Origin of the sequence: Streptomyces venezuelae, from assembly GCF_008642355.1 — a bacterium.
GTDB lineage: Bacteria > Actinomycetota > Actinomycetes > Streptomycetales > Streptomycetaceae > Streptomyces > Streptomyces venezuelae_B.
Map to the genome: position 1 here is coordinate 4,418,996 of NZ_CP029193.1, position 18,779 is coordinate 4,437,774.

Genomic DNA, 18,779 nt, shown 5'->3' on the forward strand with positions numbered 1-18,779 from the left:
CCACCGCACCCGAACCGCTGGGCGCGGCAACGGCTTTGGCTGACGGCGTCCGGGGCGGCGAGTGCGGCGTTTGTGCTCGTGGGTGGCGTCCTGGGGGCGTTGGCGGCGCCGGTCGTCGGATACCTGGCCTGGCGCCATGTACGGCAGCGACGTGCGTCGTCTCCGGCGGGGCGTGACGAGGCGCAGGAGGCCGCCCGCCAACTGCCTTTGGTGGCCGACCTCCTGGCGGCGTGCATCGCGTCCGGCGCGAGCCCGCTGGCTGCGGCGCACGCGGTGGGGGAGTCCTTGCAGGGGCCGGTCGGTGTCCGGCTTTCCCGGGGCGCGGCCGAGGTACGGCTGGGTGGCGAACCATCGGACGCATGGCGCCATTTGGCCGCGATACCGGGCGCCGCGCCGCTGGCCCGCCTCCTGGAGCGCGCGGGCGACTCCGGCGCGCCGACGGCGGACCCGGTGGCCCGCCTCGCCGCGGACGCCAGGGCGAACCGCGCCAGAGCGGCGACGGCCGAGGCACGCAAGGCGGCGGTCCTGATGACGGCCCCGGTCGGTCTGTGCTTCCTGCCGGCGTTCGTGGCGGTCGGGGTGCTGCCGGTGGTGATCGGGCTGGCAGAGGGGTTGTTGCAGGCGGGCTGAGCGGCTGACTGAGCCGAACGAACACGAAGTGGGACCGAGCAGAACATGACGGAGGTTGCGATGACGGGGGTCGGTATGACGAAGAGCGCGAAGCGGGGGCGCATGCTGCGAAGGCTGGGCGCTCCGAGGCGGAGGGCCCGGCGGTCGCTGACGCCATTGGGCTCGGATGCGGGGATGGTGACATCCGAGTACGCCATGGGCTTGATCGCGGCGGTGGGTTTCGCCGGTCTGCTCTACAAGGTGGTGACGAGCGGTCGGGTCAAGGCGGCGCTGCAGGGGCTGGTGGAGAGGGCGCTCGATGTGCCGTTCTGAGACGGGCCTTCGACGCGGGCGGTGCCGCGCCCGACTCCGGACGCGTCACACGCGCTTCTCGGACCGGGGGTTCGTGACGGCGGAGGCGGCCGTGGTGCTGCCGACGCTGGTGCTCTTCACGATGGCGTTGATCTGGACACTGCTGGCGGCCTCCGCGCAGATCCAGTGCGTGGACGCGGCCAGGGCGGGAGCGCGTGCGGCGGCCCGGCAGGATCCCGACGACGTGGCCGTTTCCGCGGCTCGGCAGGCGGCGCCGCGCGGGGCGAACGTGTCCGTGCGGCGCGACGCCGGCCTCGTGCGGGTCGAGGTGGTGGCGGACGCGCCGGGCCCGGAAGTGCTGGGCCTGGGCTTGCGTCTGCGGTCCGAAGCGGTGGCGTTGGCCGAGGAGAGCGTGGGGGTGACCGTATGAGAGTTGCTACGTGGCGCGGTGCGGGTCGCGATCGTGGGGCCGCCACGGTGTGGGTGGTCGTCGTGACGGCCGTGCTCGGCGTGATCTGCGGTGCGGTGCTCGCGATGACACAGGCCGTCGTCGTCCGGCACCGGGCGGGCGGCGCGGCGGATCTGGCGGCGCTCGCTGCGGCGGACCGGTGGGCGGCGGGTTCCGAGGAGGCGTGTGCGGGAGCGGGGCGGGTGGCTGCGGCGCAGGCGGCGCGGGTTGTCCGGTGCGGGGTGCGGGGCCAGACCGCGGAGGTCTCGGTCTCCTCCTCGGCGGGGCCCTTCACCGCGACGGTGCGGGCCCGAGCGGGCCCGGCGACACCTATGCCGCTGCTACGGCGCCCTACCGGGTAGGAGCGCCAATCCGTCCGACCGTTTACCCCGACCCACAGACCAACCCAAGGGGTTCCCGGCCCCCCCACGCGCAGTTACACGCCCTCGCCGACGCCCGCGTCGCGCAACAGCACCGAAAGCAAGCGCACCGCCCCCCGCTTGTGCAGCGGATCGTTGCCGTTGCCGCACTTGGGGGACTGGATGCACGACGGGCAGCCCGCCTCACATTCGCAGGAGGCGATGGCCTGGCGCGTGGCCGTGAGCCACTCGCGGGCCGTGTGGAAGGCGCGCTCGGCGAAGCCCGCCCCGCCGGGGTGGCCGTCGTACACGAAGACCGTGGGAAGGAGCGTGTCCGGGTGCAGTGGGACGGAGACGCCACCGATGTCCCATCGGTCACACGTGGCGAAGAGCGGAAGCATGCCGATGGACGCGTGCTCGGCGGCGTGGAGCGCGCCGCCGAGGATCTCGGGGGTGATGCGCGCGGCGTCGAGCTGGTCCTCGGTCACCGTCCACCACACCGCGCGCGTCCGCAGCGTACGAGGAGGGAGGTCCAGTTTGGTCTCGCCGAGTACTTCACCCGTGATGACGCGGCGACGCAGGAAGGAGACCACTTGGTTGGTGACTTCGACGGAGCCGTAGCAGAGGCGCCCCGCGCCCCAGGGGATCTCCGTGTCCGTTTCCAGGATGGAGATCGCGGTCGTGTCGCGGGCGGTCGTGGAGTAGGGCGGCGCGGCCTCCTCGACGAGGGCGACGGAGTCGTCCAGGTCGAGGTGGCGGACGAGATACGTACGCCCCTGGTGGAGGTGGACCGCGCCCTCATGCACGGTCGTGTGCGCGGCGGACGCGTCGACCGTGCCGAGGAGGCGTCCCGTGCCCTCCTCGACGATCTGGACGGGCTTTCCCCCCTCGCCGCGGATGTCGGTGAGGTCGGCGGCCCGCTCCCGGCGGGTCCAGTGCCAGGCCTTCGTCCGGCGCCGGAGGAGCTTCGCGGCCTCCAGCTGCGGGAGGAGCTCTTCGGTGGTGGGGCCGAAGAGGGCGAAGTCCTCCTCGGTCAGGGGCAGCTCGGAGGCGGCGGCGCAGAGGTGGGGCGCGAGGACGTACGGGTTGTCGGGGTCGAGGACCGTGCACTCGACGGGCTGCTGGAACAGCGCTTCGGGATGGTGGACGAGATACGTGTCCAGCGGGTCGTCCCGGGCGACGAGGACGGCCAGCGCGCCCTGTGCCGAGCGCCCCGCCCGCCCGGCCTGCTGCCAGAGCGAGGCCCGCGTGCCCGGATACCCGGCGATGACGACCGCGTCGAGGCCGGACACGTCGACGCCGAGTTCGAGGGCGGTGGTGGCGGCGAGGCCGAGGAGTTCCCCGGAGTGCAGGGCGCGCTCCAGGGCGCGGCGCTCCTCGGGGAGGTAGCCGCCGCGGTAGGCCGCGACACGCCGGGGCAGGGAGCGGTCGACTTCGGCGAGGCGTTCCTGGGCGATCACGGAGATCAGTTCGGCGCCGCGCCGGGAGCGTACGAAGGCGACCGAGCGGACTCCCTGGACGGTGAGGTCGGTGAGGAGGTCGGCGGTCTCGGCGGTGGCGGTGCGGCGGACGGGGGCGCCCTTCTCGCCGTGGAGCTCGGTGAGAGGGGGTTCCCACAGGGCGAAGACGAGGTCGCCGCGGGGTGAGGCGTCGTCGGCGACCTCCTTCACGGGCAGGCCGGTGAGGCGTTCCGCGGACGCCGAGGGGTCGGCGCAGGTGGCGGAGGCGAGGAGGAAGACGGGCTCGGAGCCGTAACGGGCGCAGAGACGGCGCAGGCGGCGCAGGACCTGGGCGACGTGGGAGCCGAAGACGCCGCGGTAGGTGTGGCACTCGTCGATGACGACGTAGCGCAGGGAGCGCAGGAAGGAGGACCAGCGCGGGTGGGAGGGGAGTATCCCGCGGTGCAGCATGTCGGGGTTGGTCAGGACGTAATTGGCGTACTGCCGGACCCATTCGCGTTCTTCGAAGGGGGTGTCGCCGTCGTAGACGGCGGGGCGCACCGCGTTGCCGAGAGGGGCGGCCAGCGCGCGGACGGCGCGGCGCTGGTCGGCGGCGAGGGCCTTCGTGGGGGCGAGGTAGAGAGCGGTGGTGCCGCGTCCGTTCGGGGCCTCGGAACCGTCCAGGAGGGCGGAGAGGACGGGGGTGAGGTAGGCCAGGGACTTGCCGGAGGCGGTGCCGGTGGCTACGACCACGGATTCGCCATCCAGGGCGTGCTCCGCGGCGAGCGCCTGATGCGCCCAGGGGTGCTCGATACCGCACGCCTGGACGGCGGATATGACCTCGGACCGGATGCGGTCGGGCCAGACTGCATACCGAGCCTCACGTGGGGGCAGGTGCTCCGTATGAGTGACGCGCGATGCACGGCTCGGCCCCGCGGTGAGCCGGTCGAGAACGGTCCGCGGGGACGTGCGTGCCGGGGCGCCCGCAGGGGGTCCTCCGGAAGGAGAAATTTTGGCCATCGGCATCGAGTGTGTCACTGGCGGGATGGACAATGGTCCGAAGGCGTCGTGCACGCCTGCCGGTAAGTGATTGAATGCCATCGCGGCTGGCGATCCGACCTGGGGGCTCTGCCGAGGTGTCCCGAGGGATGACCGCTCGATAGCAAGGTGCTGGAGGATCCGTGGACCTGTCCCTGTCGACCCGTACCGTCGGCGATCGTACGGTCGTCGAGGTCGGTGGCGAAATCGATGTATATACCGCGCCCAAGCTGCGCGAGCAGTTGGTCGAGCTGGTGAACGACGGCAGTTTTCATCTGGTCGTCGACATGGAGGGCGTGGACTTCCTCGACTCCACCGGGCTCGGCGTGCTGGTCGGCGGCCTGAAGCGTGTGCGTGCCCATGAGGGCTCGCTGCGCCTGGTCTGCAACCAGGAGCGCATTCTCAAGATTTTCCGTATCACCGGTCTGACCAAGGTGTTCCCCATCCACACCTCGGTCGAGGAAGCGGTCGCGGCCACCGACTGAGTGGCTTCGGCCGAGCGCCGGACCTCCCGGGCCCCAGGGCCCGGGACGGCAGTACAGCAGGGGACCGGGCCTGCGGCCCGGCCCCCTGACAGCACGTGCGTATGTCGAGGGGGATGCATGGCCACCGTTGAGCTCCGCTTCAGCGCCCTGCCCGAGCACGTCAGGACCGCCCGTCTGGTGGCGGCCGCGGTGGCGCGCAGGGCCGGGGTGGACGAAGCCGTTCTCGACGAGGTCAGGCTCGCCGTCGGCGAGGCCTGCACGCGCGCCGTCGGGCTGCATCAGAGCAGCGGAGTGACGGCGCCGGTGCGGGTCGCGCTGATCGAGGACGAGAAGCAGTTCTCCATCGAGGTCGGCGACGAGGCTCCCCGTGCGGCGCCCGGTGACCGGGTGCCCGGCGGGCGTCTCGACGACGGCGAAGAGGCGGATGCCGAGGGCGAGGACGAGATGGGCCTCGCGGTCATCAGCGGCCTCGTGGACGACGTGGAGGTCACGGCAGGTGAGGCGGGAGGCCTCATCCGCATGAGCTGGCCGACGACGCCGGCACCGCTCGTGCCCTGACCCGCCCCGCCTCAACGCGGACCCCGCCCGGCCCGATACGCTCCGTCCCACCCCCGTTCTGCCTCCAAGGCCCTGTCACCACCACGGTGAACTGGGCCTTTTGTTTTTCCGATCATTTACGGCCCTAGATCGACGATCTTTAACCGATCTTTCGCCGGTCAACTGTCAACGGTTTTGAGGCATTACCGCTTTCGGGGTCAATCCAGACGCACGATCATTTGCTGAGAAGCAATCTCAGGTCAATTCCGTTTGTGGCGCTCTGTTTTGATCAGGTTCCGCTCCCTACAATCCGTCCACATCTTGAGCTCAGCCCAAGCGTCAAGGAGGACGAATGGCGGGGCTTTCTACCCCTCATCAGTTTGACCATCCCACAACCTTCGCAGCCGCAGTCCTGACAGATGACAACCGTCTCATCGTGATGGTGATCGCAGCCGTCGCGCTGGCGGCGCTCGTCGTCGCGGGTGTGCTCGTACGACAAGTGCTCGCGGCGGGCGAGGGCACCGACAGCATGAAGAAGATCGCGGCAGCGGTCCAGGAAGGCGCGAATGCCTATCTGGGCCGCCAGTTGCGCACTCTCGGCGTATTCGCCGTCGTGGTGTTCTTCCTGCTCATGCTGCTGCCCGCGGACGACTGGAATCAGCGCGCCGGACGATCGATCTTCTTCTTGGTCGGAGCGGCGTTCTCGGCGACCACCGGCTATATCGGTATGTGGCTCGCCGTACGCAGCAATGTGCGCGTGGCAGCCGCCGCCCGAGAGGCCACTCCGGCAGAAGGTGAACCCGAAAAGGATCTCACCGCTGTCTCGCACAAGGCCATGAAGATCGCTTTCCGCACGGGCGGCGTCGTCGGCATGTTCACGGTGGGGCTCGGTCTTCTGGGCGCCTCCTGTGTGGTGCTCGTCTACGCGGCCGACGCGCCGAAGGTGCTCGAAGGTTTCGGCCTCGGTGCCGCACTGATCGCGATGTTCATGCGTGTCGGCGGCGGCATCTTCACCAAGGCCGCCGACGTCGGCGCCGACCTGGTCGGCAAGGTCGAGCAGGGCATTCCGGAGGACGATCCGCGCAATGCCGCGACCATCGCCGACAACGTGGGCGACAACGTCGGCGACTGCGCCGGTATGGCCGCCGACCTCTTCGAGTCGTACGCCGTGACGCTCGTCGCCGCGCTGATCCTCGGCAAGGTCGCGTTCGGCGACTCCGGTCTCGCCTTCCCCCTGCTCGTCCCGGCCATCGGCGTCGTGACGGCGATGATCGGCATCTTCGCCGTGGCGCCCCGGCGCTCCGACCGCAGCGGGATGAGCGCCATCAACCGCGGCTTCTTCATCTCCGCGGTCATCTCGCTCGTCCTCGTGGCCGTGGCGGTCTTCGTCTACCTGCCGTCCACGTACGCGGACCTGGACGGTGTCACGGACGCCGCGATCAAGGGCCACGACGGGGATCCGCGGGTCCTCGCGCTCGTCGCCGTCGCCATCGGCATCGTGATGGCCGCGCTGATCCAGCAGCTCACCGGCTACTTCACCGAGACCACCCGGCGCCCCGTCAAGGACATCGGGAAGACCTCGCTCACCGGCCCGGCCACCGTCGTCCTCGCCGGTATCTCCATCGGTCTGGAATCGGCCGTCTACACCGCGCTGCTGATCGGGCTCGGCGTGTACGGGGCGTTCCTGCTCGGCGGCACGTCGATCATGCTCGCCCTCTTCGCGGTCGCACTCGCCGGTACGGGACTGCTGACCACGGTCGGCGTGATCGTCGCCATGGACACGTTCGGTCCCGTCTCCGACAACGCGCAGGGCATCGCCGAGATGTCCGGTGACGTCGAGGGCGCGGGCGCGCAGGTCCTCACCGACCTGGACGCCGTCGGCAACACCACCAAGGCCATCACCAAGGGCATCGCCATCGCGACCGCGGTCCTCGCGGCCTCGGCGCTCTTCGGGTCGTACCGCGACGCCATCGCGGAAGCGGCCAAGGACGTCGGCGAGAAACTCGGCGACGGCGCCCCGATGAACCTCGTGATGGACATCTCACAGCCCAACAACCTGGTGGGCCTGATCCTCGGCGCCGCGGTCGTCTTCCTCTTCTCGGGGCTCGCGATCAACGCGGTGTCGCGGTCGGCGGGCGCCGTGGTCTACGAGGTGCGGCGGCAGTTCCGTGAGAAGCCCGGGATCATGGACTACACCGAGCAGCCCGAGTACGGGCGCGTCGTCGACATCTGCACCAAGGACGCGCTGCGCGAGCTGGCCACGCCGGGGCTGCTCGCCGTGCTCACGCCGATCGCGGTCGGCTTCTCGCTCGGCGTCGGCGCACTCGGCTCGTTCCTCGCGGGCGCCATCGGCACGGGCACGCTCATGGCGGTCTTCCTCGCCAACTCCGGCGGTGCCTGGGACAACGCCAAGAAGCTCGTCGAGGACGGGCACCACGGCGGCAAGGGCAGCGAGGCGCATGCCGCGACCGTCATCGGCGACACGGTGGGCGACCCGTTCAAGGACACCGCGGGTCCCGCGATCAACCCCCTGCTGAAGGTGATGAACCTGGTGGCGCTGCTCATCGCGCCCGCGGTCATCAAGTTCAGCTACGGGGACGACGCCAGCGTCGCGATGCGGGTGCTGATCGCGGCGCTCTCCATCGCGGTCATCATCGGCGCGGTCTACCTCTCCAAGCGGCGCGGCATCGCCGTCGGGGACGAGGGCAACTCCGAGCGGGTGGCCAAACCGGCCGACCCGGCGGTCGTCTCGTAGCGACCGGGGTTCCGTGACCCGGCTCGGTGACTCCGAGTCGGGCTCTGCCCAACACGCGGGCGGACGGCGCTTTTTGATGCGCTGTCCGCCCGACGTGTGTCCGCAGAGAGATCCGTGAGCCTTCTCTCGCGCCCCGTTCCCGTACACCGCTTGGTGCAAATGGCTGCAATAGGGGAGGTACGGAGCCCCCGGCATGCGGATGTCGCCCAGTTGGCGTGTAAGTTCCGGGGCCGAGAGCCATGGAAGGGACCAATCCGGTGAACAAGAAGCTTGCAGCCGCACTGTCCGGCGGTGCGGTACTGGTACTCGCTTTGTCAGGGTGCAGCAGCGACGACGGCAACAAGAAGCTGGACGACTGGGCCAAGAAGGTCTGCGACTCGGTGCAGCCGCAGTCGAAGAAGATCGCGGACGCCAACGCCGCGATCCAGAAGGAGACCTCCGACAACAGCTCGCCGGGTGACGTCCAGAAGACCGACTCCAAGGCGTTCAAGGACATGTCCGACGCCTACAAGTCGATGGGCGACTCCGTGAAGAACGCGGGCGCGCCCCCGGTCGACGACGGCAAGAAGAAGACGGACGACGCCGTCAAGGAACTCAACGCCATCTCCAAGTCGTACGGCGACCTGAAGAAGCAGGTCGACGGCTTGGACACCAAGAACCAGGCCGACTTCGCCGACGGCCTCAAGGACGTCGCGGGCGAGCTGGACAAGCTCAGCAAGAGCGGCAACGAGGCCCTGGAGAAACTGCAGGAGGGCGAGGTCGGCAAGGCGATGGGCAAGCAGGACAGCTGCAAGAGCGCGTCCGCCACGCCTTCCGGCAAGAGCTGACCCTTCCGGCCGTAGGCGCCGCTCTTCCGGCCCTACGTTCCGTACGCTCCCCGACGTTCGTGATGCCCTCGGCGCCCACGCGGCGCCGAGGGCATCGGCGCGCCGGGCGGGCCACAATGGAGGGGTGAGTAACGCCACCCTTCCCCTGCCCTCGTCCGACCGCGCCGACGTCGCCGCCGCCCTGCGCGACGCCCTGCTCGCCGCCGACTTCACCGCCGACGGGCTGCTCGAGCTGCTCGGGGCCCCCGCCTACGCCGCACTGGCGCGCAGCGAGACCGTGCCCGCGCTGCGGGCCACCCGCGGGGACGGGGCCCTCTCGGCGCTCGTACGCCTCTTCCTGCTGCAGGAATCGGTGCCCCACGCGCGCGTGGCCGACGTTCTCCCCGTCGACGTACTCCTGGAGAGCCACTGGCTGGCCGAGCGGGACGGCGAGCTGTGGGCGACGGTGGACGTGCGGCCGTACGGCGGACCGGGCGGCGAGGACTGGTTCATCGTGTCCGACCTGGGGTGCGCGGTCGGCGGCGCCGGCGGCATCGGCAAGCACGAGGAGGGCGTCGTCCTCGGCGTGGGCGGCGCGTCCACCACGCTGGCCGGCATCACGGTGCGCCTGCCCGTCGCGAGCGCCCTCGACCTCGGCACGGGCTCCGGCATCCAGGCCCTGCACGCCGCGCAGCACGCCACGCGCGTGACCGCCACCGACCTCAACCCCCGTGCCCTGCGGTTCACCCGGCTCACCCTGGCGCTGTCCGGGGCCCCGGAGGCGGACCTGCGGGAGGGCTCGCTCTTCGAACCGGTGGGCGACGAGACGTACGACCTGATCGTCTCCAACCCGCCCTTCGTGATCTCGCCGGGTGCCCGGCTCACGTACCGGGACGGCGGCATGGGCGGGGACGATCTGTGCCGGTCGCTCGTTCAGGAGGCGGGGGAGCGGTTGAACGAAGGGGGGTACGCGCACTTCCTGGCCAACTGGCAGCACGTGGAGGGCGAGGAGTGGCAGGACCGGCTGCGGTCCTGGGTGCCGCGCGACTGCGACGCCTGGATCGTGCAGCGCGAGGTGCAGGACATCACGCAGTACGCGGAACTGTGGCTGCGCGACGCGGGGGACCACCGCACGGACTCCGCGGAGTACGCCGCGCGGTACGACGCGTGGCTGGACGAGTTCGAGGCGCGGGGCACGCGTGCCGTCGGATTCGGCTGGATCACGCTCAGGAAGACGGTCGCCGCCGAGCCGTCCGTCACCGTCGAGGAGTGGCCGCACCCCGTCGAGCAGCCGCTCGGCGACACGGTGCGGGAGTTCTTCGAACGGCAGGAGTACCTGCGCGCGCACGACGACGCCGCGCTGCTCGCCGCGCATTTCAAGCTCGCCGACGAGGTCGTGCAGGAGCAGGTCGGACTGCCGGGCGCCGAGGACCCCGAGCACGTCGTGCTGCGCCAGAACCGCGGGATGCGCAGGGCCACCAAGGTCGACACCGTGGGCGCCGGGTTCGCGGGCGTCTGCGACGGCTCGCTGAGTGCCGGGCGCATCCTGGACGCCATCGCGCAACTGGTCGGCGAGGACCCGGTGTTGCTGCGGGACCGTACGCCCGCGCAGATCAGGCTCCTCGTGGAGCAGGGCTTCCTGCTGCCCGCGTCGGAGTAGGCGCCGAGGGCAGGGGCCGACGGAGGCTGGCGGGGGCCGGTCGGGGTTCGATCAGGCCAACATCCCCGCCCGCCGTTCACCCCGATTTCGTTCTCCCGCTTCCCGTGCGTGTCAGCCTCCCCGCAGGGGAACTCGGCACGGGGAGGCAGGACCATGGAGAGCGGGCCAGCGATCTTCGCCGGAACGGTGTTCGCACTGTTCGGCGCAGGACTGCTGATGTGGACGGGTGTGCGTGCCGCGCACCGCGCCCCCGTCGCCCAGGGTGTGAACCCCGTCGCATCGGTGACGTTCGCGACGCTCGCGGGAGCGGTCGCCCTGCTCCTCGGAGTGTGGTGCTTCACGCGGCTGTGAAGCGGAGGCAAAGCGGCTGGAGAACGGCCGCGACGCGCCCCCGGCGGCGCACGCCTCCCAGTGATCACACAGGCCTCGTACGGGCTCCGGCCGTGCGAGGTGCTGAAACAGCGGGTCGCCACTCCGGGCGGCAGGAATGGCGGTAGTCGGGTTACCGTTCGAGTGGCCGTTGCGGGCTTTTCCCGTTTGACACGGGGGCGGGATGTACCGTCACACTCCGCAGCGACAGCGCAACGCAAGCCATGCGGGCACTGTCACCGCACTGCCACGAGCATTGCCGTCGCGCAATGCGAGTGAGGGGTGCGAAGCGGCAGTGCGACCGAGCACTGCTGCCGCGCACTGCCACCGAGCGCCGACCGGAGAGAAGAGCGAAGTTGTCCCCGACCAGCGAGACCGCACAGGGCGGCCGCCGACTCGTCATCGTCGAGTCGCCTGCCAAGGCGAAGACGATCAAGAGCTACCTCGGCCCCGGCTACGTAGTCGAGGCCAGCGTCGGGCACATCCGCGACCTCCCCAACGGCGCCGCGGAGGTGCCCGAGAAGTACACCGGCGAGGTGCGCCGCCTCGGCGTGGACGTCGAACACGACTTCCAGCCCATCTATGTCGTCAACGCCGACAAAAAGGCGCAGGTCAAGAAGCTCAAGGACCTCCTGAAGGAGTCCGACGAACTCTTCCTCGCCACCGATGAGGACCGCGAGGGCGAAGCCATCGCGTGGCACCTCCTCGAGGTCCTGAAGCCCAAGGTCCCCGTCCACCGCATGGTGTTCCACGAGATCACCAAGGACGCGATCCGCAGCGCCGTCGCCAACCCGCGCGAGCTCAACAAGCGCATGGTCGACGCCCAGGAGACCCGCCGCATCCTCGACCGCCTCTACGGCTACGAGGTCTCGCCGGTCCTCTGGAAGAAGGTCATGCCGCGCCTGTCGGCCGGCCGTGTGCAGTCCGTGGCCACCCGCCTCGTCGTCGAGCGCGAACGCGAGCGCATCGCCTTCCGCTCCGCCGAGTACTGGGACCTGACCGGCACCTTCGGCACCGGCCGCGCCGGTGACGCCTCCGACCCGTCGCAGCTCGTCGCCCGCCTCACCACGGTCGACGGCAAGCGCATCGCGCAGGGCCGCGACTTCAACTCCGTCGGACAGCTGAAGGCCAACAGCGCGGGCACCCTCCACCTGGACGAGGCCAACGCCCGCGCGCTGGCCGCCGCCCTCCAGGACACCGCCTTCTCCGTGCGGTCGGTCGAGTCCAAGCCGTACCGCCGCTCGCCGTACGCCCCGTTCCGTACGACGACGATGCAGCAGGAGGCCTCGCGCAAGCTGGGCTTCGGCGCGAAGGCCACCATGCAGGTGGCCCAGAAGCTGTACGAGAACGGCTTCATCACGTACATGCGTACGGACTCCACGACCCTGTCGGACACGGCGGTCGCCGCCGCGCGCTCGCAGGTCACGCAGCTCTACGGCAGCGACTACCTGCCGGACAAGCCGCGCACGTACGCCGGGAAGGTCAAGAACGCGCAGGAGGCGCACGAGGCGATCCGACCTTCGGGTGATCGTTTCCGCACGCCCGCCGAGACCGGCCTGACCGGTGACCAGTTCCGGCTCTACGAGCTCATCTGGAAGCGGACCGTCGCCTCCCAGATGAAGGACGCGACGGGCAACTCCGTCACGGTCAAGATCGGTGGCCGCGCCTCCGACGGCCGCGACGCCGAGTTCAGCGCGTCCGGCAAGACCATCACCTTCCACGGCTTCCTCAAGGCGTACGTCGAAGGCGCCGACGACCCGAACGCCGAGCTGGACGACCGCGAGCGCAGGCTGCCGCAGGTCAACGAGGGCGACGCGCTCTCCGCCGACGAGATCTCCGTCGACGGTCACGCGACCAAGCCCCCGGCCCGCTACACCGAGGCCAGCCTCGTCAAGGAGCTCGAAGAGCGCGAGATCGGCCGCCCGTCGACGTACGCGTCGATCCTCGGCACGATCCTCGACCGCGGATACGTCTTCAAGAAGGGGACGGCCCTCGTGCCCTCCTTCCTGTCGTTCGCCGTGGTCAACCTGCTCGAGAAGCACTTCGGGCGCCTCGTCGACTACGACTTCACCGCCAAGATGGAGGACGACCTCGACCGCATCGCGCGGGGCGAGGCGCAGGCCGTGCCGTGGCTGCGGCGCTTCTACTTCGGTGAGGGCGAGGGCTCCGGCGGCGCCGCCGACGCGGGCAACGGCGACGGCGACCACCTCGGGGGCCTCAAGGAGCTCGTCACCGACCTCGGCGCGATCGACGCCCGCGAGGTGTCGTCCTTCCCCGTCGGCAACGACATCGTGCTGCGCGTCGGGCGCTACGGCCCCTACATCGAGCGCGGCGAGCGCGACTCCGAGAACCACCAGCGCGCCGACGTCCCCGACGACCTGGCGCCCGACGAGCTGACCGTCGAGTACGCGGAGGAGCTGCTCGCCAAGCCGAGCGGCGACTTCGAGCTCGGCGCCGACCCCGAGACCGGCCGCCAGATCATCGCCAAGGACGGGCGCTACGGGCCGTACGTCACCGAGGTGCTCCCCGAGGGCACCCCGAAGACCGGCAAGAACGCGGTCAAGCCGCGTACGGCCTCCCTCTTCAAGACCATGTCCCTCGACACGGTCACTCTGGAGGACGCCCTCAAGCTGATGTCCCTCCCGCGCGTGGTGGGCACCGACGCCGAAGGCGTCGAGATCACCGCGCAGAACGGGCGGTACGGGCCGTACCTGAAGAAGGGCACCGACTCGCGCTCCATCGACACCGAGGAGCAGCTCTTCACCATCACGCTGGAAGAGGCCCTGGAGATCTACTCCAAGCCGAAGCAGCGTGGCCGCGCCGCCGCGAAGCCGCCGCTGAAGGAGCTCGGCGAGGACCCGGTCAGCGGGAAGCCTGTCGTCGTCAAGGACGGCCGCTTCGGGGCGTACGTCACGGACGGCGAGACGAACGCGACGCTGCGGGCGGCCGACTCCGTCGAGGACATCACCCCCGAGCGGGGCTACGAGCTCCTCGCGGAGAAGCGGGCCAAGGGCCCCGCCAAGAAGACCGCGAAGAAGGCGGCCAAGAAGGCGCCCGCGAAGAAGACCGCCGCCAAGAAGACGGCGGCCAAGAAGACCACCGCCGCGAAGAAAACGGCCACCAAGAAGACTGCCGCCAAGAAGACGGCCGCTTCGAAGGCCGCTGTTTCGGAGGAGTGACAGCGTCTCCCGAAGCGGGCGCCACCCGGACCTGACGGTCGTTTGTTCGGGTGGCTCCGCGGGGAGTCGGTCCGTCCAGATAGGCTGGACGGATGACGCGTGCCGAGCAGCCAACGGCCGGAAACCCGGCCCCCGACGACGCCCTGGTCGCAGATTCCCGAGAGCGTGCCGTCCGCGCCTTGCTGCGCGTACCGCAGCTGAAGAGGTTGTGGAGCGCCCATCTCGTCGGCAGTGTCGGCGACGCGCTCGCGCTCCTCGTCCTGGTGATCCTCGCGCTCCAGTCGGCCATCGCCGAAGCCGCCTTCGGGGGCGGCTATCGAGGTGTCGCCCTCGCCGTGACCGCCGTCTTCGGAGCACGCGTCCTCGCGACGCTGCTCTTCGGAGCGGTGCTGCTGGGACCGCTCACCTCGCTCACCTCACCGGGCGGGCCGCTCGACCGCCGCTGGACCATGGTCGGCGCCGACGGAGTGCGTGCCGCGCTCCTCGTCGTCGCACCCCTGTGGATCGACTGGACCCCGGACAACGCCCTCGCGATGATCCTGGTGACGTCCTTCGTGGTCGGCGTCGCCGAGCGCTTCTGGACCGTCGCCAAGGAGAGCGCGGCGCCCGCGCTGCTGCCCGCGCCGCCCCTGGAGGGCGCGACGGTACGGCCGCTGCCGGACCACATGGACGCGCTGCGGCGCCTGTCCCTGCGTACGGGATTCCTGTCGCTGCCCCTCGCGGCCGCGACCCTTGTCGCCATCACCCTCATCGGCAACCTGCTCGGCGCCGGTCTCGACTGGTTCGAGCTGCACCAGGCCGGACTCACCTCCTTCGTGGCCGCCGGGCTCTTCGCCGCGTCCCTGTCGATCCTGTACTTCCTCGAACTTCCCCGTACGCAGACGCCCCGCGCGCGCAGCCCGCTCGAAGGCCTGCGCAGGCCGCGAACCGGCACCGGCACCGACAAGGGCCGCACCGGCGGCATCCCGCTGTTCGTCGCGGCCTGCGCCGCCGTCTCCGGGGCCGTCGCGGCGGCCGTCGCCGTCGCCGTGCTGCACGCCAAGGACCTCGGCGGCGGACCCGTCACGTACGGCCTGATCGTGCTCGCCCTGACCGGCGGCACCGCCGTCGGCATCCGCACCGCGCCGTCCCTGCTCCCCACGCTGTCGCGCCGCAGGCTCCTCGCGCTGGCCATCGCCCTCACCGGCATCGCGCTGCTCGCCGCGGGACTCGTGCCCGACGTGACGACCGTGCTGCTGCTCCTGGCACTCTCCGGGGTCAGCGCGGGCGTCACCGCGAACATCGGCCACGCGCTGCTCGACCAGGAGGTCGAGGACTACCGCAGGGCCCGTACGACGGAACACCTCCACGCGGTCGTACGCCTCACCCTCGCGCTCGGCGCGCTGATCGCCCCCGTCGTGGCCGCCCTCATCGGGCCGCACCGCATGGTCAACGGCAAGTTCGTCTTCGACCACGGCGGCGCCGCGTTCACGCTCATGCTGGTCGGCGCGCTGCTCCTGCCGGTGGCCGCGCTCGTCCTGGCCAAGGCCGACGACCGGCAGGGCGTCCCGCTCCGGCACGACCTGCTCGACGCGCTGCGCGGCGGGGACGACCCGGCGCAGGCGCCCTGCGCCACCGGCTTCTTCATCGCCCTGGAGGGCGGCGACGGCGCCGGCAAGTCCACGCAGGCCGAGGCGCTCGCCGAGTGGATCCGCGCCAAGGGCCACGAGGTCGTCGTCACGCGCGAGCCGGGCGCCACGCCCGTCGGCAAGCGGCTGCGCTCGATCCTCCTCGACGTCTCGTCGGCCGGTCTGTCGCACCGCTCCGAAGCACTCCTGTACGCAGCCGACCGCGCGGAGCACGTCGACACCGTCGTGCGCCCCGCCCTCGAACGCGGCGCCGTGGTCATCTCCGACCGCTACATCGACTCGTCCGTCGCCTACCAGGGCGCGGGACGTGACCTGTCGCCGACCGAGATCGCCCGCATCAACCGCTGGGCGACCGGCGGCCTCGTACCGAACCTGACGTGCCTGCTCGACGTGTCGCCCGAGGCGGCCCGCGAGCGGTTCACGGAGGCGCCCGACCGCCTGGAGTCCGAGCCCGCCGAGTTCCACGCGCGTGTGCGCTCCGGATTCCTCACGCTGGCCGCCGCCGACCCGGGGCGGTACCTGATCGTCGACGCGTCCCAGGAGCCGGAGGCGGTCACGACCGTGATCCGGCACCGGCTCGACCTCGTGCTGCCGCTCTCCGAAGCCGAGGTGAAGGCGCAGGAGGAGGCCCGCAAGGCCGCCGAGGAGGAAGCCAGGCGCAAGGCCGAGGAAGAGGCCGCGCGCAAGGCCGAGGAGGAGCGTCTGGAGCGCGAGCGCCAGGAGCAGCTCGCCAAGCTCCGTGCCGAGGAGGAGGAGCGCAAGCGGCGCGAGCTGGAGGAGGCCCAGCGTCGCGAGGCCGAGCGGCAGGCCGAGGAGGCCAGGAAGCGTGCCGAGGAGGCACGGCGCAAGGCCGAGGAGGAGAAGGCCAGGCTCCTCGCCGAGGAGAAGCTGCGGGCGGCCGAAGAGGCGCGGCGCAAGCGCGAGGCCGAGGAAGAGGCGCGGCGGCGCGCCGAGGCGGAGGAGCGGCGGCTCGAGAAGCAGCGGAAGGCCGAGGAGGCGCTGCTTCGGGCGGAGGAGGCGCGGCGGCTGGCCGCGGCGGCTTCCGCGGCCGCGGCTACGGCGGCTGCGGCTCCGGTGGCTCCGGCGGCTCCCGCACGCAAGACGTCGGCGGCTCCCGCCAAGACGGGCCCTGCCTCTGAGCAGAAGGCGCCTGCTCCTGAGCAGAAGGCGCCTGCTCCTGAGCAGAAGGCCCCCGCTCCTGAGCACAAGGCCCCCGCTCCTGAAAAGAAGGCTCCGGCCGCGCCGTCCGTGCCCGACAACGAGACCACCGTGCCGACGCCCGTGGTGAAGCCCCAGCCTCCGGCCGGTGCCGCCGACGAGACCGCCGTGCTGCCCGCGATCGGTGCCGAGGGGCCGAGCGCGGAGGACACCGCCGTGCTGCCGCAGCCGCCCGAGCCCGCGGGTGCGGCGGACGAGACGGCCGTGCTGCCCGCCGTGGGGCAGGACAAGGTGCCGCCGGGGTACTTCCGGGACGAGCGGCCCGCCGCCGGGTCCGCTTCCTCGCTCGACGGCGCCAACGACCGGACGCGTGAGCTGCCGCAGGTCGACGAGCGGGGCGTGCCCCGGCACGAGGCCTCCGACTGGGCCGAGGAGACGCCGCTGGACGACCTGCCGTCGCTCGCCGACGAACTGCTCGGGTCGCACGAGGACGAGGACGACGCGGGTGACGACGACGGCGGCCGACGGAAGCGGCGTGGCGGCCGACGAGGCCGCTGAGCACCGCGGCCGGGCCGGATTGTCAGAGGCGTCCCTCACAATGGCAGTCCGGCAGATCGGTCGGTTGGGCGGACCGGTCGCTCGGGCGGACGGATCGGTCGGGCGGACCGGTCGGTCGGGCGGACGGGTTCAGGTCGGTCCGGTCCGGGTCGGTTCGGCAGAACAGCATCAGAGCGCAGCGTGAGGCGGTGATCCCATGAGCGTGTGGGACGACCTGGTGGGGCAGGAGCGGGTGAGCGAGCAGCTGGGTGCCGCCGCCCGGGACGCCGACGCGCTCGTGACCGCCGCCGGGACGGACACACCGCCGCCGGAGTCGTCGAAGATGACGCACGCCTGGCTGTTCACAGGCCCGCCCGGCTCCGGGCGGGCCACCGCCGCGCGTGCCTTCGCCGCCGCCCTGCAGTGCACCAGCCCGGACCGCGCGCTCGGCGGCGCCCCGGGCTGCGGGTTCTGCGACGGCTGCCACACCGCCCTGATCGGCACCCACGCCGACGTGGAAGTGGTCCGCACGGACATGCTCTCCATCGGTGTGAAGGAGACCCGCGAACTCGTCCGGCGCGCACAGCTGTCGCCCGCCGTCGGCCGGTGGCAGGTCATCGTCCTGGAGGACGCCGACCGCCTCACCGAAGGCGCGGGAAACGTCCTCCTCAAGGCCGTCGAAGAGCCCGCCCCGCGCACCGTGTGGCTGCTCTGCGCGCCCTCCCTGGAGGACGTGCTGCCGACGATCCGTTCGCGCTGCCGGCACCTGACGCTGCGTACGCCTCCCGTGGACGCGGTCGCCGACATGCTCGTACGCAGGGACGGCATCGAGCCGGACGTGGCGGCGGCCGCGGCACGCGCCACCCAGGGGCACATCGACCGCGCCCGACGCCTTGCGACCGACCCACGCGCGCGTGAGCGCAGGAACGCCGTCCTGAAGCTGCCGCTGCGGGTGGAGGAGATCGGCGGCTGTCTGAAGGCCGCGCAGGAACTCATCGACACGGCGACCGAGGACGCGAAGCAGGTCGCCGAGGAAGTCGACGTCAAGGAGACCGACGAGCTGAAGGCGGCGCTCGGGGCGGCGCAGGGCGGACGGATGCCGCGGGGTACGGCCGGTGCGATGAAGGAGCTGGAGGACAAGCAGAAGCGGCGCAGGACGCGTACGCAGCGCGACAGCCTCGACCTCGCGCTCACCGACCTGACCGCGCTCTACAGAGACGTGCTCGCCCTGCAGCTCGGCTCGCAGGTGGCCATCGCCAACACGGAGGTCCAGGACATGCTGCAACGCCTCGCCCTGGCCGCCTCGCCCGAGGCCACGCTCCGCCGCATCGAGGCGATCAGCGCCTGCCGGACCGCCCTCGACCGCAATGTGGCGCCGCTGCTCGCGGTGGAGGCGATGACGGTGGCGCTGCGGGCGGGCTGAACGGTCGCACGTCGGCTGTGGGTTGACGACTGCCGCC

At 71.2% G+C, this 18,779-nt stretch carries 14 protein-coding genes; 13 read left to right on the plus strand and 1 reads right to left on the minus strand.

Annotated features, from left to right (window positions below; genetic code table 11):
- The first annotated feature begins 78 nt into the window (after window positions 1-78).
- From DEJ47_RS20550 to DEJ47_RS20565, 4 genes are read left to right on the plus strand one after another with little or no spacing between them, the layout of a single operon-like run.
- Window positions 79-630: a type II secretion system F family protein gene (locus DEJ47_RS20550; RefSeq protein WP_398336475.1), complete on the plus strand. Its 552-nt coding sequence runs from the start codon at window positions 79-81 to the stop codon at window positions 628-630.
- Between the two features lie 60 nt (window positions 631-690).
- Window positions 691-942: a DUF4244 domain-containing protein gene (locus DEJ47_RS20555; protein ID WP_398336668.1), complete on the plus strand. Its 252-nt coding sequence runs from the start codon at window positions 691-693 to the stop codon at window positions 940-942.
- Window positions 929-1,351: a TadE family type IV pilus minor pilin gene (locus DEJ47_RS20560; protein ID WP_150170406.1), complete on the plus strand. Its 423-nt coding sequence runs from the start codon at window positions 929-931 to the stop codon at window positions 1,349-1,351. The genes DEJ47_RS20555 and DEJ47_RS20560 overlap by 14 nt, the downstream gene beginning before the upstream one ends.
- Window positions 1,348-1,731, plus strand: a complete 384-nt coding sequence (locus DEJ47_RS20565) for an Rv3654c family TadE-like protein (RefSeq protein WP_150170408.1) — start codon at window positions 1,348-1,350, stop codon at window positions 1,729-1,731. The genes DEJ47_RS20560 and DEJ47_RS20565 overlap by 4 nt, the downstream gene beginning before the upstream one ends.
- Window positions 1,732-1,805: 74 nt before the next feature.
- On the opposite strand, the gene DEJ47_RS20570 is transcribed toward DEJ47_RS20565, so the two are convergent.
- Entirely contained in the window at window positions 1,806-4,268 is a 2,463-nt protein-coding gene (locus tag DEJ47_RS20570) for a DEAD/DEAH box helicase (RefSeq protein WP_150170410.1), read from the minus strand.
- An 80-nt stretch (window positions 4,269-4,348) separates the two neighbouring features.
- On the opposite strand from DEJ47_RS20570, the gene bldG reads away from it, so the two are divergent.
- From bldG to DEJ47_RS20615, 9 genes are all read left to right on the plus strand, one after another.
- Window positions 4,349-4,690, plus strand: coding sequence for an anti-sigma factor antagonist BldG (bldG, locus tag DEJ47_RS20575; protein WP_003975386.1), 342 nt, complete (start codon window positions 4,349-4,351; stop codon window positions 4,688-4,690).
- A gap of 117 nt (window positions 4,691-4,807) precedes the next feature.
- Entirely contained in the window at window positions 4,808-5,248 is a 441-nt protein-coding gene (locus tag DEJ47_RS20580) for an ATP-binding protein (RefSeq protein WP_150170413.1), read from the plus strand.
- 331 nt (window positions 5,249-5,579) lie between these two features.
- Complete coding sequence (locus DEJ47_RS20585) at window positions 5,580-7,982, plus strand: sodium-translocating pyrophosphatase (RefSeq protein WP_150170415.1); 2,403 nt, start codon at window positions 5,580-5,582, stop codon at window positions 7,980-7,982.
- A gap of 239 nt (window positions 7,983-8,221) precedes the next feature.
- A complete protein-coding gene (locus DEJ47_RS20590; protein ID WP_150170417.1) occupies window positions 8,222-8,809 on the plus strand; it encodes a small secreted protein in 588 nt (195 codons plus the stop codon).
- A gap of 124 nt (window positions 8,810-8,933) precedes the next feature.
- Complete coding sequence (locus tag DEJ47_RS20595) at window positions 8,934-10,448, plus strand: methyltransferase (protein ID WP_150170419.1); 1,515 nt, start codon at window positions 8,934-8,936, stop codon at window positions 10,446-10,448.
- Window positions 10,449-10,601: 153 nt separating this feature from the next.
- The gene (locus tag DEJ47_RS20600; RefSeq protein WP_150170421.1) at window positions 10,602-10,799 is read left to right on the plus strand and encodes a hypothetical protein; all 198 of its coding nucleotides are present in this window, start codon (window positions 10,602-10,604) and stop codon (window positions 10,797-10,799) included.
- Window positions 10,800-11,173: 374 nt separating this feature from the next.
- On the plus strand, window positions 11,174-13,996 hold the full coding sequence (gene topA, locus DEJ47_RS20605; protein ID WP_150170424.1) for a type I DNA topoisomerase: 2,823 nt from the start codon (window positions 11,174-11,176) through the stop codon (window positions 13,994-13,996).
- A 92-nt stretch (window positions 13,997-14,088) separates the two neighbouring features.
- Window positions 14,089-17,340, plus strand: coding sequence for a dTMP kinase (tmk, locus tag DEJ47_RS20610; RefSeq protein WP_150170426.1), 3,252 nt, complete (start codon window positions 14,089-14,091; stop codon window positions 17,338-17,340).
- A gap of 196 nt (window positions 17,341-17,536) precedes the next feature.
- Complete coding sequence (locus tag DEJ47_RS20615; protein ID WP_150170428.1) at window positions 17,537-18,742, plus strand: DNA polymerase III subunit delta'; 1,206 nt, start codon at window positions 17,537-17,539, stop codon at window positions 18,740-18,742.
- The last annotated feature ends 37 nt before the right edge of the window (window positions 18,743-18,779 follow it).